General features: G+C 71.1%; 20 protein-coding genes. 9 read left to right on the top strand and 11 right to left on the bottom strand.

What is annotated here, in order from left to right; genetic code table 11:
- Positions 1-21 precede the first annotated feature (21 nt).
- Both ACIBL4_RS12915 and ACIBL4_RS12910 read left to right on the top strand, forming a co-directional pair.
- Complete coding sequence (locus ACIBL4_RS12915) at positions 22-1170, top strand: aldose epimerase family protein (protein ID WP_399409197.1); 1149 nt, start codon at positions 22-24, stop codon at positions 1168-1170.
- Between the two features lie 162 nt (positions 1171-1332).
- Positions 1333-3129 (top strand): pyridoxal phosphate-dependent aminotransferase, encoded by a 1797-nt coding sequence (locus tag ACIBL4_RS12910; RefSeq protein WP_399409195.1) that lies wholly within the window; start codon positions 1333-1335, stop codon positions 3127-3129.
- An 83-nt stretch (positions 3130-3212) separates the two neighbouring features.
- On the opposite strand, the gene ACIBL4_RS12905 is transcribed toward ACIBL4_RS12910, so the two are convergent.
- The 3 genes from ACIBL4_RS12905 to ACIBL4_RS12895 all read right to left on the bottom strand — a co-directional run bounded on the left by ACIBL4_RS12905 (position 3213) and on the right by ACIBL4_RS12895 (position 6341).
- Positions 3213-4652 (bottom strand): family 43 glycosylhydrolase, encoded by a 1440-nt coding sequence (locus tag ACIBL4_RS12905; RefSeq protein WP_399409193.1) that lies wholly within the window; start codon positions 4650-4652, stop codon positions 3213-3215.
- On the bottom strand, positions 4634-5614 hold the full coding sequence (locus ACIBL4_RS12900; RefSeq protein ID WP_399409191.1) for an arabinan endo-1,5-alpha-L-arabinosidase: 981 nt from the start codon (positions 5612-5614) through the stop codon (positions 4634-4636). The genes ACIBL4_RS12905 and ACIBL4_RS12900 overlap by 19 nt, the downstream gene beginning before the upstream one ends.
- Positions 5615-5789: 175 nt before the next feature.
- Positions 5790-6341 (bottom strand): YciI family protein, encoded by a 552-nt coding sequence (locus ACIBL4_RS12895; RefSeq protein ID WP_399409189.1) that lies wholly within the window; start codon positions 6339-6341, stop codon positions 5790-5792.
- A 101-nt stretch (positions 6342-6442) separates the two neighbouring features.
- On the opposite strand from ACIBL4_RS12895, the gene ACIBL4_RS12890 reads away from it, so the two are divergent.
- Entirely contained in the window at positions 6443-7174 is a 732-nt protein-coding gene (locus ACIBL4_RS12890; protein WP_399409187.1) for an alpha/beta fold hydrolase, read from the top strand.
- 56 nt (positions 7175-7230) lie between these two features.
- Here ACIBL4_RS12890 and ACIBL4_RS12885 read toward each other — a convergent pair whose 3' ends face one another.
- A complete protein-coding gene (locus ACIBL4_RS12885; RefSeq protein ID WP_399409185.1) occupies positions 7231-7884 on the bottom strand; it encodes a DUF4360 domain-containing protein in 654 nt (217 codons plus the stop codon).
- Between the two features lie 368 nt (positions 7885-8252).
- Positions 8253-8711, bottom strand: coding sequence for an Rrf2 family transcriptional regulator (locus ACIBL4_RS12880; protein ID WP_356928340.1), 459 nt, complete (start codon positions 8709-8711; stop codon positions 8253-8255).
- Between the two features lie 81 nt (positions 8712-8792).
- Between ACIBL4_RS12880 and ACIBL4_RS12875 the strand changes: the two genes are divergently transcribed.
- Together ACIBL4_RS12875 and ACIBL4_RS12870 are read left to right on the top strand one after the other, a co-directional pair.
- Positions 8793-11765 carry a beta-galactosidase gene (locus ACIBL4_RS12875; RefSeq protein WP_399409183.1) on the top strand — a complete coding sequence of 991 codons (2973 nt, stop codon included), beginning with the start codon at positions 8793-8795 and terminating at the stop codon, positions 11763-11765.
- A gap of 88 nt (positions 11766-11853) precedes the next feature.
- Positions 11854-12960 carry a hypothetical protein gene (locus ACIBL4_RS12870; RefSeq protein WP_399409181.1) on the top strand — a complete coding sequence of 369 codons (1107 nt, stop codon included), beginning with the start codon at positions 11854-11856 and terminating at the stop codon, positions 12958-12960.
- A gap of 13 nt (positions 12961-12973) precedes the next feature.
- On the opposite strand, the gene ACIBL4_RS12865 is transcribed toward ACIBL4_RS12870, so the two are convergent.
- The 4 genes from ACIBL4_RS12865 to ACIBL4_RS12850 all read right to left on the bottom strand — a co-directional run bounded on the left by ACIBL4_RS12865 (position 12974) and on the right by ACIBL4_RS12850 (position 17761).
- Positions 12974-14488 carry an alpha-N-arabinofuranosidase gene (locus tag ACIBL4_RS12865; protein WP_399409179.1) on the bottom strand — a complete coding sequence of 505 codons (1515 nt, stop codon included), beginning with the start codon at positions 14486-14488 and terminating at the stop codon, positions 12974-12976.
- A 101-nt stretch (positions 14489-14589) separates the two neighbouring features.
- Positions 14590-15444, bottom strand: a complete 855-nt coding sequence (locus ACIBL4_RS12860) for a carbohydrate ABC transporter permease (protein ID WP_399409177.1) — start codon at positions 15442-15444, stop codon at positions 14590-14592.
- Positions 15441-16403 (bottom strand): carbohydrate ABC transporter permease, encoded by a 963-nt coding sequence (locus tag ACIBL4_RS12855; RefSeq protein ID WP_399409359.1) that lies wholly within the window; start codon positions 16401-16403, stop codon positions 15441-15443. Before ACIBL4_RS12855 ends, ACIBL4_RS12860 begins: the two co-directional genes overlap by 4 nt.
- Positions 16403-17761 (bottom strand): extracellular solute-binding protein, encoded by a 1359-nt coding sequence (locus tag ACIBL4_RS12850; RefSeq protein ID WP_399409175.1) that lies wholly within the window; start codon positions 17759-17761, stop codon positions 16403-16405. The genes ACIBL4_RS12855 and ACIBL4_RS12850 overlap by 1 nt, the downstream gene beginning before the upstream one ends.
- A 237-nt stretch (positions 17762-17998) precedes the next feature.
- On the opposite strand from ACIBL4_RS12850, the gene ACIBL4_RS12845 reads away from it, so the two are divergent.
- The 3 genes from ACIBL4_RS12845 to ACIBL4_RS12835 are packed head-to-tail and all read left to right on the top strand — an operon-like array spanning position 17999 to position 21224.
- On the top strand, positions 17999-18604 hold the full coding sequence (locus ACIBL4_RS12845; RefSeq protein ID WP_399409173.1) for a toxin-antitoxin system, toxin component family protein: 606 nt from the start codon (positions 17999-18001) through the stop codon (positions 18602-18604).
- Positions 18601-19821: an MAB_1171c family putative transporter gene (locus ACIBL4_RS12840; protein ID WP_399409171.1), complete on the top strand. Its 1221-nt coding sequence runs from the start codon at positions 18601-18603 to the stop codon at positions 19819-19821. Before ACIBL4_RS12845 ends, ACIBL4_RS12840 begins: the two co-directional genes overlap by 4 nt.
- Entirely contained in the window at positions 19818-21224 is a 1407-nt protein-coding gene (locus ACIBL4_RS12835; RefSeq protein WP_399409169.1) for an NAD(P)/FAD-dependent oxidoreductase, read from the top strand. The genes ACIBL4_RS12840 and ACIBL4_RS12835 overlap by 4 nt, the downstream gene beginning before the upstream one ends.
- 147 nt (positions 21225-21371) lie before the next feature.
- On the opposite strand, the gene ACIBL4_RS12830 is transcribed toward ACIBL4_RS12835, so the two are convergent.
- Together ACIBL4_RS12830 and ACIBL4_RS12825 are read right to left on the bottom strand one after the other, a co-directional pair.
- On the bottom strand, positions 21372-22223 hold the full coding sequence (locus ACIBL4_RS12830) for an SMP-30/gluconolactonase/LRE family protein (protein WP_399409168.1): 852 nt from the start codon (positions 22221-22223) through the stop codon (positions 21372-21374).
- Positions 22220-22993 carry an IclR family transcriptional regulator gene (locus tag ACIBL4_RS12825; RefSeq protein WP_356928330.1) on the bottom strand — a complete coding sequence of 258 codons (774 nt, stop codon included), beginning with the start codon at positions 22991-22993 and terminating at the stop codon, positions 22220-22222. Before ACIBL4_RS12825 ends, ACIBL4_RS12830 begins: the two co-directional genes overlap by 4 nt.
- 239 nt (positions 22994-23232) lie before the next feature.
- On the opposite strand from ACIBL4_RS12825, the gene ACIBL4_RS12820 reads away from it, so the two are divergent.
- Complete coding sequence (locus ACIBL4_RS12820) at positions 23233-25278, top strand: TerD family protein (protein WP_399409357.1); 2046 nt, start codon at positions 23233-23235, stop codon at positions 25276-25278.
- Positions 25279-25292 lie beyond the last annotated feature (14 nt).

Below are 25292 nucleotides of genomic sequence, written 5' to 3'. Positions count from 1 at the left end.
TCCTTATCGGGAGCCGCACGCATGGAACTGAACAGACGCACGGTCATCGCGGGGGCCGCGGCGGCGGGCATAGCCGCCACGACGCTCGGCGGCACGGCGCACGCCACGGGAGGCAGGAAGCCGGTGAAGAAGCTCTTCGGCAAGCTCGCGGACGGCACCAAGGTCTACAGCTGGTCGCTGGAGAACGGCGGCACCCGCCTGAAGGTCCTCTCCTACGGCGGCATCGTCCAGTCGCTGGAGATCCCCGACCGCCGCGGCCGCTACGCCAACGTCTCCGCGGGCTTCGACAACCTCGACGACTACGTCGCCAAGAGCCCGTACTTCGGCGCGCTGATCGGCCGCTACGGCAACCGCATCGGCCAGGGCAAGTTCACCCTCGACGGCAAGAACTACCAGCTCTCCGTCAACGACGGCGAGCAGAGCCTGCACGGCGGCGCCAAGGGCTTCGACAAGCGCGTGTGGGACGTCGAGCCGTTCACCAAGGGCTCCGACGTCGGCCTGCACCTGTACTACACGAGCGTCGACGGCGAGATGGGCTACCCGGGCACGCTCAAGACCAAGGTGACGTACACGCTCACCAAGCACGGCGACTGGCGCATCGACTACGAGGCCACCACGGACAAGGCCACCGTCGTCAACCTCACCAGCCACGTCTACTGGAACCTGGCCGGCGAGGGCAGCGGCACCATCGAGGACCACGAGCTGCAGATCGCGGGCTCCCGCTTCACGCCCACCGACTCGGGTCTGATCCCGACGGGCGAGCTGGCGAAGGTCGCGGGCACGCCTTTCGACTTCCGCAAGGCCAAGCCGATCGGCCGGGACATCCGCGTCTCCCACCCGCAGCTGGTGACCGCCAAGGGCTTCGACCACAACTGGGTCCTCGACAAGGGCATCACCGCCCGGCCCGAGCACGTCGCCACCCTGCGCGACCCGGCCTCCGGCCGCACGATGAAGATCGCCACGAACGAGCCGGGCCTGCAGTTCTACTCCGGCAACTTCCTCGACGGAACGCTGACCGGCCCGTCGGGCCGCACCTACCGGCAGGGCGACGCGCTCTGCCTGGAGACGCAGCACTTCCCGGACTCGCCGAACAAGCCGTCGTTCCCGTCGACGGTGCTGCGGCCCGGGCAGAAGTACCGGACGACGACGGTCCACACGTTCGGCTGCTGACCGTCTTCACAGGTGGCACACATTTTCCTGAGGGAAACCTCAGTGGTTGAACAGTGTCACCGCAGCCTCCGTATCTAAGGGCGGCCCGCGCTCCCCCGCGCGGGCCGTCCTTAAACGTCGGGTCCGGTCGTCCCCAGCGGATCCGCCCTGTACGGAGGTTCCATGGCCGACAACGTCACGTCGCTGTTCCGCAGCACCGCGGCGCACAGCCCGTCGATGGCGGCGTTGACACGTGAGGGCGGCGAAGGCGCGGGACCGGTGGACTTCTGCATCCCCTGCAACCCGTACTTCCCGACTCCGGCCATGTTCGACGAGATGTCGGCCAGACTGCGCGACATCATCACGTACTACCCGTCCAGCGCCGACACCATCACGGCCGAGCTGTGCAGCCTGCTCCAGCTGCCGCCGCAGTGCGTGGCGATGGGCAACGGCTCCACCGAGCTGATCACCTGGATCGACCACCTGCTCGTCCGCGAGTCCCTCGCCATCCCCGTCCCCACCTTCGGCCGCTGGACCGACCAGCCCATGGAGACCGGCAAGCGCGTCGACATGTTCCCGCTCCAGGAATCCAGCGGCTTCGCCCTCGACCTGGCGCAGTACGCCGAGTTCATCCGCGCCCGCGGCACGCGCGTCGCCGTGATCTGCAACCCCAACAACCCCGACGGCGGCTTCCTGCACAAGCACGCCATCGTCCAGTTCATGGACGCCATGGCCGACCTCGACCTGGTCGTCATCGACGAGTCGTTCCTGGAGTTCGCGGACGCCGAGGCCGAGCCCAGTGTCGTGCAGGAGGCGATGCTGCGGCCCAACGTCATCGTGCTGCGCAGCCTCGGCAAGAACTTCGGCCTGCACGGCATCCGCTTCGGCTACCTGGTCGCCAACCCGGCGCTCGCCGGGCGCGTCCGCGCCATGCTGCCCAAGTGGAACCTCAACTCCTTCGCCGAGCATGTCGTCTTCATGCTGAAGGAGCACGGCGCCGAGTACGCGCAGAGCCTGCAGCAGGTCCGGCGCGACCGCCTCGACATGGCCGGCCAGCTGTCCTCCCTGCCCGGGCTGACGGTCTACCCGTCGCAGGGCAACTTCCTCTTCGTGCGCCTCCCCGTGGGCGCCGAGGGCACCGTGGTCCGGGACCGGATGCTCACCGAGCACCGGATCCTGGTCCGCGAGTGCGGCAACAAGATCGGTTCGTCCAGCCGCTTCCTGCGTCTCGTCGTGCGCCCCCAGGTGGACGTGCGTCGCCTGGTGTCCGGCCTGGAACAGGTGCTCTACGGGACGTCCAGGAGGGGAGCCGCCGTACCCGAGCTGGGCAATGGGACCAGCTACAGCTCGGGTACGGCGGCAGTGGACCGTCTGGTGAGCGAGACCAACGGATCCGGCATGCGCGGCCTTGCCGCTCAGGCCACCGGCGGCGGCCTTCCCGGGCCCGCCGCCGCTCCGGCCGCCGCCGGCACCGGTATGCCGCTCCCCGCCGCCGCGTCCGCCGTGCCGCCGGGTGCCGGGCCGGGCGGTGGGATGCCGATGCCGGCGGCGGCGCAGGTCGGGCAAGGCGGACAGACAGGGCTGGGTGGACAGTCAGGGCTCGGTGGGCAGTCAGGGCAGGGCGGGCACTTCGGGCAGATGGGGCAGCAGCAGATGCCGCAGGCCGTCCCGCAGTCCATGCCCCAGTCCGTGCCGCAGCCTGCTCCGCAGTCCGTGCCGCAGTCCGTGCCTCAGCCGGCGCCCCAGCCCATGGCCGCGCCGCCGCTGGCGCCTGTGGCGCAGGCACCGGCTCCGGTCCCGGCGCCTGCACCGGCTCCCGTGCCGGCCGCCACCGGGCCCACGCCGCCGGGGGTTCCCGCCCGGGGCGGGTTGACTGCGGCGCAGGTCAGGGGGACGAACGGGCTTTCGCCCGCGCCGGCGACCGGGTGGCCGGGGGCGCAGGCTTGGCCCAATGCGGCGGGGATGGGGCAGGCCGGGTAGTGCGGCGGGTGCGGGTCCGTTGTGGCTTGTCGCGCCCACGCGGCGGAGCCGCACATCAAGCACGGCCCCGCGCCCCTAGAGACCTACACTGCTGTCAATTTCCACTGCTGGCAGTTGTTGCTGAGCCATGACCACTGGCGTACGTCCGCGCCGTCCGCTGTCGAGCAGTTGGCCACGTCGGCCACCTTTCCGGTGGCCTGGTTGGTGATCCGGACGTAGCCGCTGTCGGTGGCTATGAACCGGTACCGCTGGCAGGTGTTGTTCAGCCAGGACCACTGGCGGAGGTCCGCGCCGTCGGCGGTCGAGCAGTCTGCCGTGTCGAGGACCTTGCCGGTGGCGGCGTTCACCAGGCGGTGGGTGTCGTCGCCCAGGTCCTCCAGGCGCCAGCGCTGGTTGGTTCCGCCGTTGCAGGTGTACTGCACGACGTTGGCGCCGTCGGCCGACGAACTGCCCGCGACGTCCAGGCACTTGCCGCTGTTGCGGTTGGAGACGGTGTAGGTCGTGGAGGCGGACGCCGGTTCGCCGGACGGGCCTGGCTGGGACGCCCCGAGCCGGATCGGCGTGCCGAGGTTCGGGGTGCCGTCGGAGTTCCAGGTGAACTTCTGGGCCCGGGTCGTACGGCCGTTGTCGCAGCCATCGGAGGCGGAGTCGTTGGCGTGGTAGACGATCCAGTTCTCGCGTCCGTCGGGTGAGGTGAAGAAGCCGTTGTGGCCGGGCCCGTACACCCCGCCCGCGTCACTGCGCTGGAAGACGGGCGTGGACTTCTTCGTCCAGGAGGAGGCGGACAGCGGGTTGGAGCCGGTGAGCTCCAGTTGCCCGAGTTTGTAGTCGGGGGTCCAGCAGCCGCTCGCGGAGTAGACCAGGAAGGTCCGGCCGCCGCGTTGCAGCACCTCCGCGCCCTCGTTGACGGTGCCGCCCTGCCGCTCCCAGGCGTACGTCGGCGTCGAGATCGTCGCGTAGGAGCCGCTGACGGTGTACGGGTTGGACATCGGCGCGATGACGAGGTTCTGCGTCCCGCCGGTGGTGATCGCACTGCCCAGCATGTACAGCCGGCCGCCCACGTTCATCAGGCTCGGGTCGAGCATCCAGGCGGAGTTGAGCTGCCCCTTGTAGGTGTAGGGGCCCATGGGGTCGGACCCGGTGCTCTCCAGCACGTGGCTGCGCTGCGTGGGGTTGTAGTCGGACACGTTCTGCCCGGCGACGTAGTACAGGTACCAGCGGCCGCCCACGAAGTGCAGCTCCGGTGCCCAGATGTTGCAGCACCGCGAGGCGGCGTCGCCCTTCCACACCTGCACGCTGGGCGCGGTGGAGAGCCCGGCCAGGGTGGCGGACTTGCGGACGGTGATGACGTCGGTCCAACTGGTCGTCACCAGGTAGTAGTTGCCGTCGTGGTAGGAGATCCAGGGGTCGGCGCCCTTGACGGACTTGACCGGGTTGGCGAACGAGGCGGCGCTCGCGGTGGGCTGGCCGAGGGTGAGGGCGAGCAGCAGGGCGGCCAGCAGGGTCAGTAGGCGACGGGCCATCCGCTGCTCCAGTTCAGGAGGTTGACGCCGAGCTTGGGCGTTCCGTTGTCGTTGCCGTCGTAGTAGTGGTAGACGATCAGGTCGCCGTCGGTGTCCTTCAGGATCGACTGGCCGCCCGGGCCGATGACGCTGCCGTGCGACTCCAGGACGGGCGTGCCGCCGTTGTTCCGCAGGTCGACGCCGTTCTTGTCGCGGTACGGCCCTGTGACACTGGACGCGCGGCCGACTTTGACCTTGTACGTCGAGCTGGTGCCGGCACAGCAGGTGTCGTACGAGGCGAAGAGGTAGTAGTACCCGTTCCGCTTGACGATGAAGGGTGCTTCGACGGCCTTGGTCCCGGTGGGGCGGGAGGCGAGGGAGTGGCGGGTCGTGTTGGAGGAGAGCTGCTTCCCGGTGGACGGGTTGATCTGGATCATCTTGATCCCTGTCCACCAACTGCCGAAGGACAGCCACCACTTGCCGTCGTCGTCCACGAAGAGGTTCGGGTCGATGGCGTTGAAGTCGCTTGCGGAGTTCGAGGTGTAGACGGTGCCCTGGTCGGTCCAGCTGCCCGGCCGGCCGGTGCTGGAGGTCGCGAGGCCGATGGCGGAGGTGTTCGAGCCGAACTTCGAGACGGAGTAGTACATCAGGTACTTGCCGCCGTGGTAGGAGATGTCCGGCGCCCAGGCCTCCGGCACGGAGGAGTAGTTCCGCCACCAGCCGGGCCGGCTGGAGAAGGCGTCGCCGCCGTTGCGGAAGGCCGTGCGGTCACCGGACGTCTTGCTGGCGATGCCGCCGCCGGTGGCGTAGAGCAGGTACTGACCGGACGAGGTGCGGACCATCGACGGGTCGTGGGTGACGATGTCGCCGGTGACCCGGCCGGGGTTGGGGTACGCGGACGCCGTGCTCGGCATCAGGGCGAGCACGGCGGCGGCAGGAAGGGCGAGCAGGGCGGTTCTCTTGCGCAGGATGGAGCGGCTCATACGGTCCTCCTTGCGGTGGGGGTGACAGCTGCTCGACATTTCGAACAGCGATCGCAAGTTCGAACGGACCGTAGAATCGAACCTGTTGCGCGTCAATGGTCCGCGCAGCAACAAACCACTCGGCTGACGTCGGCGTGCGGACCGGCACACGACCCGGATCGCGGACCGGCGTTCGTCACCGCCGTCCGCCGAACTCCCAGGCGTGCACCTCGACATCGGCATACAGCCCCCGCGTCAGCACGTCGCGCGCCGTCTCCCCGTCCGCGGCCCGGACCAGCGCTGCCGTGCCCAGCCAGGCGGAGCCGTCGTCGGAGAGCAGTGGACCGTAGGCGATCAGGTCGTCCGAGTCGGGTGGCGTGTCGAGGTCGGGCGCCGCCGGGGCCGAGCCCAGCCCGAGTACGAGGTAGCGGTTGCCGGTCGTCGGGCCGCCGGGGAAGTCCCACATGGTGCGGCCCAGGAGGTTGCGCCAGCGGCGCAGCATCACGTCCCGGTACGCGCCGGCCTGGTAGTTGGGCTCGTCGAAGGCGAAGGCGCGGGCGGCGGCGGGGTCCGGCAGGTCGAGGATGTGGACGCTGCCGGTGAGAGTTTCTCCGTCACTGGTGAAGGTCGGGCCACGGGCGATCATCTCGGTCGCGTACTGGTCCATGTACGACCAGTGCTGCTCCAGCAGCTCTTCGCGCAGCTGCAGCGAGCCGGGACGATCGCGGTGGTAACAGAAGAACTCCATGGCACAGACCCTTGCCCATGGGAGGGCAGCGGCTCAAGCGGCTTTCGGAGCAGGTGCCGGCATAAGGTCGGTCCGGCAGCAGCGCCGATTCGGGGGGGATCATGACGGCAGCCGACACACCACCCATCGTCTTCGTACACGGGACGCGGTTCAGCGCGGGACAGTGGAGTCCGCAACTCGCAGCGTTGCGAGGCGAGTTCCCCGTGACCGCCGTCGATCTGCCGGGGCACGGCTCCCGTTCCGCCGAGGCCTGGAGTCTGAAGGCGGCCGTGGAGGTCATCGCCGACGCCGTGGAGTCGCTCGGGTGCGGGCCGGCCCTGGTCGTGGGGCACTCGCTCGGGGGTTACGCCTCGCTGGAGTTCGCGCGGGTCCGCCCGGAGCTGTTGCGCGGGCTCGTGCTCGCGGGAGCCAGTGCCTCGACCCGTGGGGCGTGGGCGGTGCCGTACCGGTGGGTCGCCGGGCTCGTCCCGCGGCTGCCCGCGGATCGGCTGGCCGGGTGGAACGACTGGTTGCTGCGCAGGCTGTATCCGGCCGAGGTCGTCGATGACACCATCCGGTCCGGTTACGCCTTCCACGCCCTGCCCGCCGCCTGGGGCGAGGTGCTGGGGCGTTTCGACGCGGGCGCGATGCGTCATGTGGCGGCCCCGGTGCTCATCCTGAACGGCGAGAAGGACGGCGTCTTCCGGTCCGGCGAGACCAAGTTCGCCCGGGCGCATCCGCGCGCCCGCGTCGAGCTGGTCCCGAGGGCCGGGCATCTCGCGAACTTCGACGATCCGGATGCCTTCAGCGATGCCGTTCGCCGATTCGCCCGGCAGCTGGTCACCAGCGCATGACCTGGGCGGCCCACCCGGCCCGACGCCGGTGGGCCGGGGGGCCGCCCCTCATCCCGTCAGGACTTCGCCGGGCACTCCTTCCACGCCATGTGGTACACCGTGCTGATGTCCCCGTCCGTCGAGTCCATCGTCATGAAGCTGACCTTGTCGGCCGACTGAGTGCCGGCGTTGACCCGGAGCTCGGTGTTGATGTTGAAGTTGCGCTGGACTCCGCAGGGCGCGTAGACGAGTTGGGCCCAGTCCGTCTCGTCGGTGGCCTGCCAGTTGTCGTTGTAGGGGCCGCTGAAGGGGTGGTTCCTGGACACCGTGCTCGGGGAGCCCTGGAAGTAGTACGAGGCCCGCTGGGTGGCGCTCGCGCCGCGCTGGAGTGAGGCGAAGCCCCGGTAGTCGGCGCTGGCGATGGCGTACGTGAAGCCCTGCGGCACGTGGACGATCAGGCTGAGCTGGCAGTTCCTGCGGAACGCGGTCGGGTCGGAGCCCCCGCCCGCCTGGGCGAGGTAGTCGCTGTAGGTGACGGTGAACGCCGTGTTGTCCTCGGAGACGGCGACCGCTGCGGTGCCCTGCGGGCAGCCGGAGCCGTTCACGGTGGCGACCTTGATGACGATCTTGTCCGGGGGCGGGTCGTCGAACCCGGAGGACGGGGATTGTGCGGGGAGTGCGCTGGTGAGGAGCGCGGCGATCGCGCCGCTCAGAAGCAGGCCACCGGCCATGGTTCTCCCATCCGTTCGTGGGGGGTGGAACATGGAGGAGGCATGGGCATGTCAAGACGACAGCGCATGCGCGCCCGACCTGTGACCATTCCATGAAGGAGCTGTGAAGGCCGGGAGCGGTCGCATCGTACGCACGGCGGAGGGGGCGGGCCAGGGCGGTCTCCGGCCATTCACAGTGGCGGGATCACACCGGGGGAAGGGCCGCGGGGGCCGTTCCCCCGGGCCCCGTCGACACCAGCGGTACCCGCGGGCGCATAAGGTGCGTTACCAGTGCGTCAGACCCAGGACACCCCGAGGACGCGATGAGGATCACCCACCGGCACCCCCGCGGACGCGGCCCGTCACGGGTTCTCCCAGGCCGCGGCCCGTCAGGGGTTCTCCCAGGCCGCCGGTTCCGCCGCCAGCCGCTCCACCGGCTCGGGCAGCGCCCCCGCCGCGAGGTCGGCGATCGTCACGCCCTCCAGGATCCTGCGCACATTGGCCCGCAGGGCGATCCACAGCGGCAGCAGCGGCTCGGCCGTGCCGGAGTAGGCAAGGCCGGTCGGGCGCTCGCCGCGCACCGAGACGATCGGTCCGTCCACGGCCCGGATCACGTCCGCGACCGTGATCTGCGCGGCCTGACGGGCCAGCCGGTAGCCGCCGCCCCCGCCGCGCCTGCTGTCGACCACACCGCCGCGCCGCAGATCGCCGAGGATCCCCTCCAGGAACTTGTGGGGGATGTCCTGCGCGGTGGCGACGGCCTCCGCCTTGACCGGCCCTTCGCCCTGCCGGACGGCCAGTTCCACGACCGCTCGTACCGCGTAGTCCGCACGTGCCGAGATCCTCATACGACCATTGTCGCGGTCGGCCCGTAGACAATGACCCACCAGCACCACGTACGGCACGGCAGCACAACAGGAGGCGCTCCCTTGGAGCTCAGCAGGCGTACCTTCCACGCTCTCGCCGGCACGGCGGCGCTCGGCTTCACGCTGACCGGCAGCGGGTCGCCCACCTCCGCCAACCCGGCACGGACGGTGCCCACGGGCCCGCCGCCCCCGGTGCCGAGCGCGGACGGCAGGCGGCACGAGGTCGGCTTCGACCGGTACTCGCTGCTGGTCGACGGCCGGCGCCTCGTCCTCTGGTCCGGCGAGATGCACCCCTTCCGGCTGCCGAGCCCGTCCCTGTGGCGGGACGTGCTGGAGAAGATGCGTGCCCACGGCTACAACGCGGTCAGCGTGTACGTCGCCTGGAACTACCACTCCCCCGCCCCCGGCCGGTACGACTTCACCGGTGTGCGCGACCTGGACCTGTTCCTGCGCATGGCCGCCGAGACCGGTCTGTACGTGATCCTGCGGCCGGGCCCGTACATCAACGCCGAGGTCGACGCCGGCGGCTTCCCCGGCTGGCTGACCGCGACCGAGGGCACGGCCAGGACCTCCGACCCGACGTATCTGCGCTACGTCGACGAGTGGCTGACCGCCGTCAACGCCATCGTCGCCAAGCGCCTGTTCACCCGGGGCACGGGCACGGTCCTGCTGTACCAGATCGAGAACGAGTACGACGCGCACGTCGACGAGCCGGCTGGGCGCGCCTACATGTCCTACCTGTACGAGAAGGTCCGCGCCGACGGCATCGACGTGCCGCTGTTCCACAACGACAAGGGGCGCAACGGGGCCTGGGCCCCCGGGTCGTTCGGCACCGGCGGCGAGAAGGGGCGCTGGCTGTACGGGTTCGACGGGTATCCGGAGCCGGACGAGGTGCCGCCCGACTGGGGGCACTTCGGGGCCGGAGGGACGAAGGGCGGGGCCACGGCCAGTCCGCGCACGCCCGGGTTCGTGCCCGAGTTCGGCGGGGGCTGGTTCGACCCGTGGGGCGGGTCCTGGTTCGACGGGAAGGGGTACGCCGAGGCGCGCCGGACCCGGGACGCGGCGTACGAGCGGCGCTTCTACCTCACCAACCTCGCCAACGGCATCACGCTGCACAACGTCTACATGACGTACGGCGGCACCTCCTGGGGCTGGCTGCCCGCGCCGGCCGTCTACACGTCGTACGACTACGGCGCGGCCTTCGACGAGGCCCGCAACGCCACCCCGAAGCTCGCCCCGATGCACCAGATCGGGCAGTTGCTGCGCCACGTGCCGGACCTCGCCAGGCTGAACCGGGCGAAGGCCGTACGGGCCGCCGACGAGCGGATCAAGGTCTACCACCTGGCCAACCCCGACACCGGCGCCCACTTCTACGTCCTGCGCAACGACTCCGCCGAGGCGGTCACCTCGACGCTGCCGGACGCCGGGATCGACGTGCCGGTCACGGTCCCGGCGCGGGACGCCAAACTGATCGCCGCCGGGCTGAAGCTCGGGCAGCGGACGCTGGTGCACGCCACCGTGCAGCCCATGCTGAGCCTGACCGCCGGGCGCCAGGAGATCGCGGTGTTCGCGGGCCGGCGGGGCGATCTGGCGCAGGTCGTCCTGGACTGCGCGGACGAGCCGACGCCCATGCGGCTGGACGCGGAACCCGCGTGGTCCTGGAACCTCGGCAAGCTCAACGTCACCGCTCCGCTCGGCGCGGGCGGGCTGAGCCGGGTGCGGGTCGAGGGCGACGGCGTGGACACCCCGATGCTGCTGCTGTTCGCCGACGACGCGACGGCCCTCAGGCTGTGGCCGTACGAGACGCCGTCCGGCGCGCTCCTCGTCTACGGCCCGGCCCTGCTGCGGTCGGCGAAGCTGCACGGCTCCACGGTCCACCTCACCGGCGACACCATCGCGCAGACCGGCCTGGAGGTGTGGGGGCCGCGCGGGATCACCCATGTCACGTGGAACGGGCGCCCGGTGCCCACCCGGATCAGCGCCTCCGGCAGTCTGCTCGCGCTGCGGCCGCTGCCCGGCGTGACCCGGCCGGCGCTGCCCGCCCTCGACGGCTGGCGGCGGCGGACCGAGAACCCGGAGGCCGAGCCCGGCTTCGACGACTCCGGCTGGACGGCGGCCGACAAGAAGACGTCGTTCAGCACGACGCCCGTGCCCGGCGGGCAGCCCGTGCTGTTCGCCGACGACTACGGCTTCCACTACGGCGACGTCTGGTACCGGGGCGAGTGGACCGGCGAGGGCGGCATCGAGTCGGTCTCCCTCGCCTACAGCACGGGCACGCAGGGCCTGCTGATGGCCTGGCTGGACGGCGAGCCGCTGGGGACGCACCGGATGCCGGTACCGGACAAGGACCGGGCGCGGCAGGGCACTTGGGCGGCGAAGGCCACCTTCGACCTGTCGAAGGAGCTGCGGAAGAGGTTCCGTGAGGAGAGCCCGGAGCAGCGGCATGTGCTGTCCGTGCTCGTCCGGCGGATGCAGCACGACATGGACGGCACGGCGCGCGACACGCACAAGGCGGCGCGCGGGCTGACCGCCGCGGCCTTCGAGGGCGCCTCCCCGAAGGTGACCTGGCGGATCCAGGGCGCGGCGGCGCCGGATCCCGTGCGCGGGCCGATGAACAACGGCGGGCTGTACGGGGAGCGCGAGGGCTGGCATCTCCCCGAGTACGACGACGGGGACTGGAAGGACGCCGAACTGCCGCGTGCCGACCGGCGGCAGGGCGTCACCTGGTACCGGACGGGCTTCCGGCTCGACGTCGAGCCTGGCGTCGACGCCTCGATCGGGCTCGTCCTCGACGACGACCCGGAGCGGGCCTACCGCGTCCAGATCTTCCTCAACGGCTGGAACATGGGCCAGTACATCAACGACGTCGGGCCACAGCACACGTTCGTGCTGCCGAACGGGATCCTCCGCACACGTGGTGCCAACACACTGGCGTTGGCCGTGTTGTCCGACGGGACCACACCGTCGGGGCCCGGGGAGGTGCGGCTGACGCTGTTGGGCGCGGCGGCGGGAGGCGTGCCGGTCTCACCGGTGTGACCGGATCGAGCCGTCCGTGTGCATTGCCTTCTCCGGCGGGCTGGGCCACCGTTTGGCCTTTCAGGGCTGCCGACAGGGAGGGAACCTCGTGCGAAGACGGCGTTTCATCGGTGGATTAGGCGGACTGGTCGGGGCCGGGCTCGGGCTCGCCCCGCTGCGGGGTGGTACGGCCTGGGCGGCTCCCGGTCTCCTGGGTGAGCCCCGCGAGTGGCAGGCCGTCCCCGGCCCGGAGGCCACCCCGGCCGCGCAGTTGATCGACGTGGCGGCCGCGGGCCCCGACCTCGCCTGGGCCGTGGGCGAGGAGGGCCGCAGCGGGAGCGTACGGGGGACGGCGCTGGCGCTCGTGTGGGACGGCACGGCCTGGAAGCGCACCGGCCCCGGCTTCGCCGGCCACCTCGGCTCCGTCGCCGCCACACCCGACGGCTCCGCCTGGGCCGTCGGCACCGACACCTCCGGCACGGCCCGGCTGCTCGCCTGGGACGGGTCGGCCTGGCAGGAGGCCGACTTCCCCGGACGCGGGGCGGCCGGGACGTCCCTCACCGGGGTCGCGACCGGCCCCCGCGGGCACGTCTGGGTCTCCGGCCGCAACAGCGACGGCTCGGTGCTGCTGCACGGCCGCCGGGGCACCTGGACCTGGCTGGAGGCACCCCCGGCCACGACCACCGCCGCGCCCTCCGGCGTCCACCGCGCGCACTGCGGTGACATCTGGGTCTACGGCGATCAGCTCGTCGCCCGCTGGGACTCGGAGGCCTGGACGGTCCTGCCGGCGCCCGGCGGCATCCGGGCCGGCTTCACCGGGCTGCTCGCGGTCGCCCGCGACGACATCTGGCTGACGGGCTACGACTACGGCGTCGGCGGTCCGCCCGGCAAGCCCCCGGGTGTCCGGCTGCTGCACGGGAACGGCAGCACCTGGGAGAGCGTCACGGCCCCGTTCGGCGTCGGCATGCTCACCGGCATCGTGGGGGACGCGCAGGGGCGGCCGGACCGTATCGCCGGGTGGGACTTCTGGGACCAGACCCGGGCCCACTACCTGCGGTGGGACGGCACGGCCTGGGTGAGCGAGCGGGGGCCGGTGGCCACGACCCCCGTCGTCATGAACTCACTCGCCGCCGTGCCGGGTTCGGGCGGCTACTGGGCGGTCGGCACGACGTCCACCGCGCCGTCCTCGTCCGCCCGGGTGCGCATCGAACGCTGACCCGTCCGGCCCGTCACGCCAGCCGGATCACGTTCCAGGACAGCGGCTCCAGGACGGTGCTCAGCGTGCCGTCCTGGAGGGCCGTGCCGTCGCCCGGGTGCGGGGCGACCCGCTCGGGGTCGTCGAGGGTGTTGCGGGCGTCGGGGTCGGCGTCCGCGAGGACGCTGTGCTCGACGACCCGGGTGAGGTCGAGGCCGTTCAGGGCGACGTCGAGCGGGAGGGCCTCGGTGCGGCTGCGGTTCACCGCGAAGACCGTGACCGTGCCGTCCTCGGCGCGTACGGCGGTGGCGTGCAGCAGGTCCGTCTCGCCGTACTTCGCCGTCTCGTACGTCGGCGAGTCGACCCGGACGTCGAGGACCTGGCCGCGGCCGTACCGGGCGGCCTGGGCGAAGGGGAAGAACGTCGTCTGCCGCCAGGCCGGGCCGCCCGGCTCGGTCATGATCGGCGCGATGACGTTGACGAGTTGGGCCAGGCAGGCGACCGTGACGCGGTCGGCGTGCCGGAGCAGGGCGATGAGGAGCGAGCCGAAGACGACGGCGTCGGTGACGCTGTAGTTGTCCTCCAGCAGGCGGGGGGCCTCGGGCCAGTCGTCCTGCTCGAAGGTCTTCGCGCGGGCCTCCCACTCGGGCAGGTACCAGACGTTCCACTCGTCGAAGGAGAGGTTGATCCGCTTCTTCGACTTGAGCTTCGCGCCCACGTGGTCGGCGGTCGCGACCACGTTGTCGATGAAGGACTCCATGTCGACGGCGGAGGCCAGGAAGGAGTCGATGTCGCCGTTCTCGGGCCAGTAGTAGGCGTGGAGGGAGATGTAGTCGACGAGGTCGTACGTCTCCTGCAGGACGGTCGCCTCCCACTCGGCGAACGTCGGCATGGACTGGCTGGAGGAGCCGCAGGCGACGAGTTCGACGCCGGGGTCCATCTGGCGCATGGCCCGGGCCGTCTCGGCGGCGACGCGGCCGTACTCCTCGGCGGTCTTGTGGCCGGTCTGCCAGGGGCCGTCCATCTCGTTGCCGAGGCACCACAGCTTGATGCCGAAGGGATCCTTGTCGCCGTGGCTGACGCGGAGGTCGGACAGGGCGGTGCCCTGGGTGTGGTTGGCGTACTCCTGGAGTTCGAGGGCTTCCGCGACGCCTCGGGTGCCGAGGTTGACGGCCATCATGGGCTCGGCTTGGGGGCCGATCTTGCGGAGGAAGTCGATGTACTCGGAGAGGCCGAAGCGGTTGGACTCCGTCGAGTGCCAGGCGAGGTCGAGGCGGCGGGGGCGTTCTCCGGCGGGGCCGACCGAGTCTTCCCACTTGTAGCCGGAGACGAAGTTGCCGCCGGGGTAGCGGATGGCTGTTGCGCCGAGTTCGCGGATCAGGTCGAGGACATCTGTGCGGAGGCCCTTGTCGTCGGCGGTGGGGTGGTCGGGTTCGAAGATGCCGGTGTAGACGCAGCGGCCGAGGTGTTCCACGAAGCTGCCGAAGAGGCGGGGGTTGACCTCGCCGACTGTGAAGGCTGGGTCGAGGGTGAAGCGGGCCTTGTGCATGCTTGGCCTTTCGAGGTTCAGTTTCGTCTGCGGGTGGTTCGTGGCTGGTCGCGCCCACGCGGCGGAGCCGCGAATTGAGCACAGCCCCGCCGGGGCGCCATCTACTGCCCGGCCAAGCCGGTGTGCGCGACGCCCGCAACTATCTGGCGCTGGAAGAACACGAAGACGATGATCAGGGGCAGGCCCGCCATCAGGCCTCCGGCCATGAGTTGGGCCCACTGGATGCCGTAGGAGTTCATGACGGTCGCGATGCCGTTCGGCATGGTCATCAGGTCGGGGTTGTTGGTCACCATGTACGGCCAGAGGAAGTTGTTCCACGAGGCGATGAACGTGAAGATGCCGACCGCGGCGAGGGAGGGGCGGGAGAGCGGGAGGACGATGGTGAAGAAGACCCGCCAGCGGCCCGCGCCGTCGATGAAGGCGGCCTCCTCCAGTTCGCGCGGGATGCCCTGGAAGAACTTGTAGAGGATGTAGACCATCGCGGCGGGTGCGCACTGCGGCAGGATCATGCCCCAGTAGGTGTCGACCATGCCCATCTGCTGGACGGTGGTGAACAGCGGCACGCCGAGGACGGCGGGCGAGATCATCAGGCCGGCCATGACCAGGCCCATCAGGGGCTTCTTGCCGCGGAACTCGGTGCGGGCGAAGCCGTATCCGGCCAGTGCGCTCACCAGCAGCACCACGGACGTCACGCAGACCGAGACCACCACGGAGTTGACGAACCAGTTGGTGATGTTGCCGGTGTCGAAGAGGGCCTTCCAGGCCTGGCCGGTGACGTCACGCGGTAGCCAGTGCGGCGGTACCTCCACCGCCTCCGTCTCCGACTTGAGGGAGGTGAACAGGGCCCAGGCGAAGGGGGCCAGGAAGGCGGCCGAGACGGCTGCGCCGAGGAGGGTCAGGACGATCTGGCTGGGGGTCCACGGCTTGCGGGGCTTCGCCGGTACGGCGGTGGTCATCGGGCGCTCTCCTCACGGTTGCGCAGCAGCCACATCCGGGCGAGGGCGACGGCCGCGATGATCACGAAGAAGATGACGGAGATCGCGGAGGCGTACCCCACGCGGTAGCTGGTGAAGCCCTCTTCGAGGGTGTACTGGACGAAGGTGCGGGTCGATCCCTCGGGCCCGGGGAGGAAGTCCATCATCACGACGGCCTGGTCGAAGACCTGGAGCGAGGCGAGGATCTGGAGGGCGACGACGAGGCCGGTGATGTTGCGCAGCATCGGCAGGGTGATGTGGACCGTGCGGTGCCAGGCGTTGGCGCCGTCGAGCTTGGCGGCCTCGTAGAGGTGGCCGGGGATGCCCTGGAGGGCGGCGAGGTAGAGCAGGAAGCTGAAGCCGACCGTCCACCACAGGGTCTGGATGACGATGGCGAGCATCGCGTACGACTTGTCGGTCAGCCACGGCGTCTCGATGCCGAAGACGTGGTTGATCATCCCGGTGCCGGGGTTGAACAGCCACTGCCACAGGTTGGCCGCGACGGTGGACGGCAGCAGGAACGGGGCGAAGAAGCACAGCCGCCAAAGCCACTTGCCGCGCTCGATGTGGTGGGCGAGCATCGCCAGGAGGAAGGCGAGGACCGTGATGCACGGGACGACCAGGAGCGTGAAGTACGCGCTGTGGCCGAGGGAGTCCCACATCAGGGGGTCCTCGATTGCCTCGCGGTAGTTGTCGAGGCCGATGAAACGCGCGCCCTCGCCCGAGATGTTGGCGTCCGTGAAGCTGAGGTAGACGCCGCGCAGCAGCGGCCAGATCACGAAGAGCGTGAACAGCAGGAGGAACGGGGCCACGAACCAGCCGCCGTGCTGGAAGCCCTGCCCGCGGCGGAGGGTGGCGCTGCCGGCGGCTGTCCTGGCGCGGGCAGGGGCGGCGATGGTCCGGGCGCTGGTCTGGGCGCTGGTCTGGGCGCTGGTCGCCATCATGCGGTCGCACCTCCTTGTGCGGCTGTGCGGCCGTCCATGGGGTTCTTCATGGCGAGCAGTTGGGTGAGTGCGCTCTTCATCCGGCGGGCGGCGGTCTCCGGCTTGGCGGAGCCCATCGTCGAGGCGACGACGATCGGGCCGACGCGCTGGGCGAGGATGCCGGTGGAGCCCGCGAACCACACCTTCGGCTCGGTGGCCTGGTGATCCATGGCCGACACGTACTCGCTCTGCGGGTTCAGCGCCTTGTACGCGGCGGTGGACAGGGTCGGCGTGTACGCGGGGATGTGTCCGCCGGCGGCCCACTGCCGGGCATGCCGGACCACGTAGGCGGCGAGCCGGTGGGCGGCCTCGTCGGCGGGGCCGCCGCGGTCGGACTGGTGCGGCAGGACGAAGGCGTGCGACTCGGCGTGGGTGGCCGGCTTGCCGAAGACGGGCGGCAGCGGGGTCGCGCCGTAGTCGACCTTGGCCCCGGAGTAGACCGGTACCGACCAGTTGCCCTCCCAGACGAAGGGGGAGCCGTTGACGAACTGTTCGGCCCCGGCGAGGCCCGCGAAGCCCGGGTCGCAGTATCCGTCGGTGATGTGCCGACGCAGGAACTGAAGGACCTGGGTGGCCTTGCCGGTGTCGAAGGTGACCTCGGTGTGGGCGGCGTTGAACCAGGTGCCGCCGAGCTGGGTGTAGAAGGCGACGAAGAACCACCACTGGAAGTTCTGGTCGGTGGACCACATGCCGATGGTCTGCAGCCCCTTCTTGGTGGCCTTCCTGGCCTCCTTGAGGACGTCGAACCAGTCGTCGGTGGAGGTGACGGGCACGATCCGGCCGTCGTCGCCGAGCAGGCCCGCCTTCCTCAGCACGTCCTTGCGGTAGAAGCAGAGCTGGACGTGGATGTCGAGCGGGAGGGCGTAGAGCTTGCCGTCGATGACGGCGCGCTTCCACAGGGCGGGGTTGAAGTCGGCTTCCCGTACGCCGTACTTGCCGAGCAGGTCCACGTCCCAGGGGTCCAGGAAGCGGCCGGGTGAGAAGCCCGTGACCCGGCCGAGGTGCATGACGCCGAGGTCGGGTGCGCGGTTGCCCGCGGCGGCCATGGCGAGCTTGGTGTAGAAGGGGCTGCCCCACTGGAGGGTGGAGTCCTTCACCGCGATGTCCGGGTTGGCCTTACGGAAGGCGTCCAGCATGGCGATCATGTTGGATCCGTCGCCGCCGCTGAAGAGGTTCCAGTAGCGCACGCGGGTGTCGGCGTCGGCGGCGAGTGCGTCGGCGCCCGTGCCGAGCGCGGCGAAGCCGAAGCTGCCCGCGACGAAGAGTCCTCCGAGCCCGCCGAGTAGCTGCCTGCGATTCAGGTCAGGTCGTCCCATGCCCTGCCCTTACTGTCGTGTTCGATATACCGGAAGGTGCTCGTGACTTCGAACGGGACGGTAAAGAGGAAGCGCTTTCTCGTCAATGGTCGGCCCGGAACTTTGGTCACGGCTTTCGGGCAGGACCGGTCGTTCCCCGCTGCACTACCGGTACCGGATCGCATGACGCGAACACTTTCGGGCGCGTAGTCTCGGACGCGCGGCCAAGCCGCCGGCCGGCGCTGAGAAGGGGGAGCGATGGACATCGCGGGCGCGCGAGTGCGAGTCGCCACCGCGCTCAGGCGCTCGCGACGTGGGGCCGCCATGCGCCGCCTGGCCACCGAACTCGCCGCCGCGGTCCGGGCGCGGGAGCAGGTCCCGGACGGCGTGCGGTCGTTGTGCCGCGCGCTGTGCGAGGAGATGAGCGCGCGGCGCGACGGCCGTCCGGTCGAGCTGCGTTTCGAGCGGTTCCCCGACGAGATCGAAGTGACCGGGCTGTGGGTGGAGTTCCAGGACTTCGACCTGGTCATCGTCGAGGAGCGGGCCGAGGCGGTGCAGCAACTGGTCATCCTCGGGCATGAGTTGTGGCACCTGCACGCGGGGCACGGCCACCACCATGCCGCCGGTACGGCAGCGGCCCGGGCCCTGGACCGCGAGCCCGGCTGGAGGTCCGTGGCACTGACGGTCGCGGCGCGGGACGGCTCGCGCGAGCGGGACGAGGCCGACGCCGACGCGTTCGGGCACCGGCTGGCCGCCGCGTTCCGCTCCTTCGCGGACGGCACCGCCCCGGGTGAGCCGGACGCCGCGCTCGACCCGGTGCGACGGTCGATGGGCTACCGCGGACGGGGAGGCGGCGCGCGATGACCCACGCACGGGACGTCCTCGACACCTTCTCCGTCTCCTTCTGGCTGCCGATCGGCGCACTGACCGTCGCCCTCGTGATGAAGCTGCCCAGCCTGGTGAGGATGTGGCGGGACCCGATGCTGCGGGCCGTCGGCGGGCTGCTGCTGTTCGCCTGTGCCGTGTTCGTCTTCGCGTCCCCGGCGGTCATCGGCTGGACCAACCGCGTCACCGGCGTGCCGAACATCGCGGCGCCGCTGGTCTACTCGCTGCTCACCGCGCTGTGCGCGTCCTGGCTGCTGCTGATCGTCGCCTGGCGCAACGGCCTGGCCGACCGCTCGGCCTCGACGCGCCGCGCCGCCCGCTGGGTCGTCTTCGCCTACGCGGGCGTGGTCGTCGCCCTGTGGGTGCTGTTCTGGCTCGCGGACGTCCCCGTGGAACGCCGCCGGGACCTGGACACGTACTACGCCACCACGCCCTTCATGCGCGAGGAGATCCTGCTCTATCTCCTCGCGCACACCGTGGCCTGTTCGGTCACGGCCCGGCTGATCTGGAACTGGGTGCGCACCGACGGCCTCGACGCCTGGCTGCGCTGGGGCCTGAGGTTCCTGGGCGTCGGCTACGCGACGAACCTGCTCTTCGACGTCGCCAAACTCACCGCCGTCATCGCCCGGTTGACCGGCCACGATCTGGACTGGCTGAGCACCTACCTGGCGCCCTCGGCCGCCTGCCTGTCGGCCACGATGGTCGCGATCGGCTTCATCATCCCGCACGGCGGCCAGTACCTGCACGAGCGCTGGCGCATCCGGCTCGCCCACTGGCAGCTGCGCCCCCTGTACCTGCTGCTGCGCTCCGTGAACGGCGGCGGCGCCCCCTTCGCCCCGCGCGCCACCGGCGAACTGCGCCTGATCCGCCGGGAGACGTACATCCGCGACGTGCTCCTCCAGCTCTCCCGGCACCTCGACGAGGACCTGCGGGAACGCTCCTACGCCGCTGCCCTGGACCTCGGGTTCGAGCCCGGCCGGGCCAAGGCCCTGGCCGCCGCCGTCACGATCCTGGACGCCGTCGCCGCGCGGGAGCGGGCCCCGCAGTCCGACAGCGCCGCCTCCCCGTCCGGCCCCGACACCGCCTACCTGCTCCAGGAGATCCAGGCCGTGGCCCTGGCCCTGCGTCACCGCGACCACATCGAGGCGGTACGCTCACGCGCGGCCGCCCCCGGGAGAGAGAACGCCCGCGCATGACTGACCGTCCCACCCCCGCCAGAACCGCCGTCGTCCTGGGGGGATCCCACTCCGGCATGCTCGCGGCCCGTGCCCTGGCCGACTTCGCCGACAGGGTCGTCGTCGTGGAGCGCGACGCGTTGCCCGCCGCTCCCGGCCCCCGCAAGGGGCTGCCGCAGGCCCGGCACGCGCACATGCTCTGGTCGGGCGGCGCGCGGGCCATGGAGGAACTGCTGCCGGGCATCACCGGAGCACTCCGCGAGGCCGGGGCGAACCGGCTGCCGGTCACGACGGACGTCGTCGCCCTGGGGACGCGGGGCTGGTTCCGGCGCTGGGCCGAGTCCCACCATGTGATCCTCGCCGGCCGGGACCTGCTGGACGCGACCGTCCGCGCCCGGGTCCTGGCCGACCCGCGGATCGAAGTCGTCGAGCGGGCGCAGGCGGTGGGCCTGACCGGCACGGACACGGCCGTCACGGGCGTCCGCATCCGGCCCCGCGAAGGCGGCTTGGAGCGGACCCTCGCCGCCGACCTGGTCGTCGACGCCTCGGGGCGCGGATCCCGGGCCGCCCGGTGGCTGACCGCGCTCGGCCTGCCCCTGGCGGAGCGGCGCGAGGTCGACGCGGGCCTCGCGTACGCCAGCCGCCTCTACCTCGCCCCCGCCGCGGCCCGCGACGGCTTCCCCGTCGTCAACATCCAGCCCGACCGGCGGGACGGCGGACCGGGCCGGGCCGGCTTCCTGCTGCCCATCGAGGAAGGCCGGTGGATCGTCACCCTGTGCGGCACCCGGGGCGGCCGGCCGTCCCCGGAGAAAGACGACTTCGTCCGCTTCGCCCGTGAGGACCTGCGCCACCCCGTCATCGGCGAACTGCTCGAACGGGCCGAGCCGCTGTCCGACGTGGCGTTCACCCGCACGACCGTCAACCGCCGGCACTTCTACGAGCGGATGCCGGTGTGGCCCGCGAACTTCGCCGTCCTCGGCGACGCTCTCGCCGCGTTCAACCCGGTCTACGGGCACGGCCTGGCCGTCGCCGCGCAGAGCGCCCTGCTCCTGCGGGACACGCTGCGGCGGCACGGCTGGGCGGCTCCCGGGCTGTCCCGGCTGATCCAGAAGGCGGTGTCCCGCCCGGTCGGCGCGGCCTGGGACCTGGCGATCGGGCAGGACGTCTTCTACCCGGGCGCGACGGAGCAGGGCCCGACGCTGCGGGACCGGCTCGTGACGGCGTACGTGGACCGGCTGATGTACACGGCGACGGGCAACGGGCGCATCGCCCGCCGGGTGACGGACGTGACGTCGCTGGAGCGGGGGGCGGGCGTGTTGCTGACACCGTCGGTGATGGTCGCGGCGGCGGTGGGGCCGTTGCGGCCGACGTTGAGCGGGCCACCGCTGACGGCTGAGGAACGGAAGGCCGCAGGGTTGCTCTAGGCGGGGTGGGTGCGCGGAGCCGCCGGGTCGGTCCGGGCGGGGTGGGTGCGCAACCCGGCGCTGCGGGGTGCCGCCGCGCCCACCCGTGCCGCCTGGGGGCACCTCCCAGGCCCTTAAGGCACTGGGGGAGGCACGACTGCCCGCAGCTCAGCCCGCGAATGCGGGCTGCTCGAGCCCCTTGCCCACCCCCGGCACCACGAACACCGACCCCGCCAGTGCCGGCGGCTCCGTCAGCCCGACCCGAGCCGTCGTGATGTACAAGTCACTCAGCCCGGCCCCACCGAACGCACACGCCGTCACCAAGGGCACAGGCAACTCGATCACCCGGTCCAGCCGCCCCTCCGGCGTGTACCGCCGAACCGCCGCCCCCTGCCACAACGCCACCCACACACACCCGTCGGCATCCACCGTCAGCCCGTCGGGAAACCCCGCGCCGTCCTCGATCTCCGCGAAGGTCCGCCGCCCGGACAGCCGCCCGACCTCGTAGTCGAAGACGTCGACCCGCCGGGTCGGGGAGTCGATGTAGTACATGAGCCGGCCGTCGGGGCTCCACCCCGTGCCGTTGCTGACGGTCACGTCGTCGAGCACGACATCGACCGAGCCGTCACCGGTGACGCGGGACAGCGTGCCGCCCCCGGGCGCCTCGTCGTAGCGCATCGTGCCCGCCCACAGCGATCCGTCCGGCGCGACGGCCGCGTCGTTGGCGCGGCGGCCGGGAACCGGCTCACGGTGGAGCCACCGGAAGCTGCCGTCAGGGTCGAGGAGGCCGACCCCGTCGCGCAGGTTCAGCACCAGCCCTCCGCCGGCCCGCGGCTTGACCGCACCCACGTGCTGTTCCGTCCGACGGACCGTGCGCCGCCCGGTGGCCGGGTCGTAGGTGTGCACCCGGCAGTCCAGGATGTCGATCCACAGGAGCCGGCCGGCCGCCGCGTCCCAGGTGGGACCCTCGCCGAGCTCGGCCTCGGCCCGTACGGCGACCTCGTACGGCGTCGTCGTCATGCCATGCTCCGGTGGCCGAGGTGCTCGGACAGCTCGGCGGCGCCCTTCGCGGCGAGCTGCTCCAGCTCGGCGCGGCGCTCCTCGCTCCAGCGGATCATGGGCACGGAGATCGACAGGGCGGCGACGACCTGGCCGGTGCGGTCGCGGACCGGCGCGGCCACGCAGCTCACGTCCGGGTTGGACTCGCGGTTCTCGACCGCGAGGCCCCGCTCACGGATCTCGGCCAGGGTCTCGCGCAGGGCGGCCGGGTCGGTGATGCTGTTGGGGGTCATCGCGACCAGCTCGGCGCCGTCGGGGATCCGCGCGGCGAGCTCGTGCTCGGGAAGGGAGGCCAGCAGCATCTTGCCGACGGACGTGCAGTGGGCGGGCAGCCTGCGCCCGGCCGCCGACACCATCCGCACGGCGTGCGTGGAGTCGACCTTGGCGATGTAGATGACGTCCGTGTCCTCGAGGATCGCCACGTGCACCGTCTCGTCGCATGTCTCGGCGACGGACCGGGCGACGAGCTGGCCCTCGGCCGCGAGGTCGAGCTGCTCGGAGTAGCGGGCACCGAGCTGGTACGGGCGTACGCCGAGCCGGTAGCGTCCGGGCTGGCCGGGCACCGGGACGATGTACTTCCGGGCGGCGAGCGTGGTCACCAGCTCGTGCACGGTCGTGCGCGGCAGCTGGAGCTTGCGCACGATGTCGGGGGCGGAGAGCGTCCCGTCCCCGTCGAGGAAGAGCTCGAGAATGTCGAGAGCCCGGGTCACGGCTGGTACGAGGCGTCCCACGATCGGCCCCCTCCCTATGTGTTCTCAGGTGCCTGTGTTCGCGACATCAACGTTCGAGATATCAACAGGCGATCGGCATGACGAACATAGGCTAGCCACAGAGGTTTGCCCGGGCAATGGGCAGAGGCCCGCGGGCGGAAACCCGTGAGCACCCCACAGAAATGTGGCGTGCACATTAAAGTGCCCTGTGTGCGACACGTCACAGGTGTCGCAAGGGTGGGGGAATCTCTGTGCGTGACATGACCATGGGCTCGAACGTGTCTCTGACGGCCCTGAGCGAGAACACCGGATCGGCGATCGTGAGCCTGGGCTGGTCCAGTCCGAGCGGTGAGGGCGACGCCGACGTGTCCGTTCTGCTGCTGGGCGCGGACGGCAAGGTACGCAGCGACGCCGACTTCTACTTCTACAACAACCCGGTGGCCGCCGACGGCAGTGTGCAGCTCCTCGGCAAGGAGCCGACGGGGGACGGCAGCGAGGACCGGATCAGCTTCGACCTGACCGCGGTCCCGGCCGACGTGGAGCGGATCGTCGTCGCCGCGAGCCGGTACGAGGGCGCCCGCTTCGGCGAACTGCACGACCTGCGGGTGACACTGGCCGACGCCGTGGGCGAGAGCCTCCTGCGGTTCGTCATCGAGGACGCCGGTCCGGTGAGCGCGATCATCTTCGGTGAGCTCTACCGGCGCGGGGAGGAGTGGAAGTTCCGGGCTGTCGGGCAGGGCTACGAGAGCGGGCTGGCCGGGCTGGCGACGGACTTCGGCGTCGACATCGAGGACGACGAGGCGGAGTCCGCGGCGGCCGTCGAGGACGAGGAAGCGGAGTGCGCGGCGGTGGTCGCGGAGGAGCCATCCACCGTCGTCCCTCCCGACGCCCGGCCGCGGACGACACTGGAGGCCGTCCCCGCACCGCGCCCGCCGGCCGACGAGGAAGCCGCCCCGAAGAAACGGACGGCCCGGCCCCGGACCGCGAAGAAGAAGGTCACGATCCCCAAGGCGCCTGCGAAAAGCCTTGCCGAGAACGAGTCCTGGAGGCAGGCCCGGCTCTTTCCGGTGTCGGCGCTCAAGAGCGACCGGGACCGGGAAATGCGCGCCACGTCGGTGCTGCTGTCGGTGATGGCCCAGATCCCGGAGTTCGGCAGGCGACTCACCGCCGCCTTCGGCGCGCCGTCCGGCCGGATGGAGACGTTCACCGAGGTCTCCCTGCCGCACGGTGACACGCCCCGGCGCCCCGACGGAGTGATCCGTGTCGAGCGCGCGGGCAAGCTGTGGACGGCACTCGTCGAGACCAAGACCAATGGCAACGCCCTCAAGTCCGAGCAGGTCCAGGCCTATATGGACATCGCCGCCCGGCGCGGCTACGAGGCCGTGATCACGCTGTCGAACGACGTCGCGCTGGAGGGCAGCCCGCTGGTCGACGTCAAGGTCGACCGGCGGCGCAAGCACCAGGTGGCGCTCTGGCACCTGTCCTGGGCCGAAGTCGCCCATCAGGCCCAGATGCTGATCCGGCACGAGGGCGTCGGCAACGCGGCACACGCCTGGCTGCTTCAGGAGCTGCTGCACTACCTCCAGCACGACAACTCCGGCTGCCACGGCTTCCAGAACATGGGCTCGGCGTGGGTGCCGGTGCGCAACGGCATCGACGACGAGACCCTCTGCCAGGGCGACCCGCGCGCCTTGGAGGTCGTCGAGAGCTGGGAGCGGCTCATCCGCCAGGTGTGCCTGCGGCTGGGCGGCGAACTCGGGCAGAAGGTGCTGCCCGCCCAGCGCACCCGGCGCGGCACCGACCCCGGGGCCCGCCGCGCCCGTCTCGCAGACCAGCTGTGTCTGGAGGGCAGGCTGCACGCGGAGTTGCGCGTCGAGGGCGCCCCCGGCCTGCTCACCGTCAGCGCCGACCTGCGCACCGCCAAGCTGCGTACGTCCGTGGAGATCCCGGCCCCCGAGCAGGGCTATCCCCTGACCTGGGTCAAGCGCCTGGTCCGCCAGCTCGCCGAGGCACCGGCGGACCTGCACGTCGAAACCCTGGTGGACGGCCAGACGGGAGGCCCCCGCGGCACGCTGGAGCGGCTGCGCCCGGAGCCGGGGGACCTGCTGCCCAAGGACGGCGCCACGCGGATCACCGGTTTCCGCCTGTCCCTCCTCAAGGGCATGGGCAGTGGCCGGGGCAACGCGGAGTCCGGCTTCATCCGCAGCGTCGACGACGCCGTGCACCGCTTCTACACCTCGGTGGTGGTCCACCTGGACGCTCCCGCATCCGGGCGGGCCGCGGCGAAGGAGCGGGCCACGGTGTGACGGCGCGGTGGCGG

It is taken from the genome of Streptomyces sp. NPDC050416 (assembly GCF_044458845.1).
In the GTDB taxonomy this organism is placed as follows: domain Bacteria; phylum Actinomycetota; class Actinomycetes; order Streptomycetales; family Streptomycetaceae; genus Streptomyces.
This window is presented reverse-complemented; position numbering and strand designations above follow the sequence as displayed.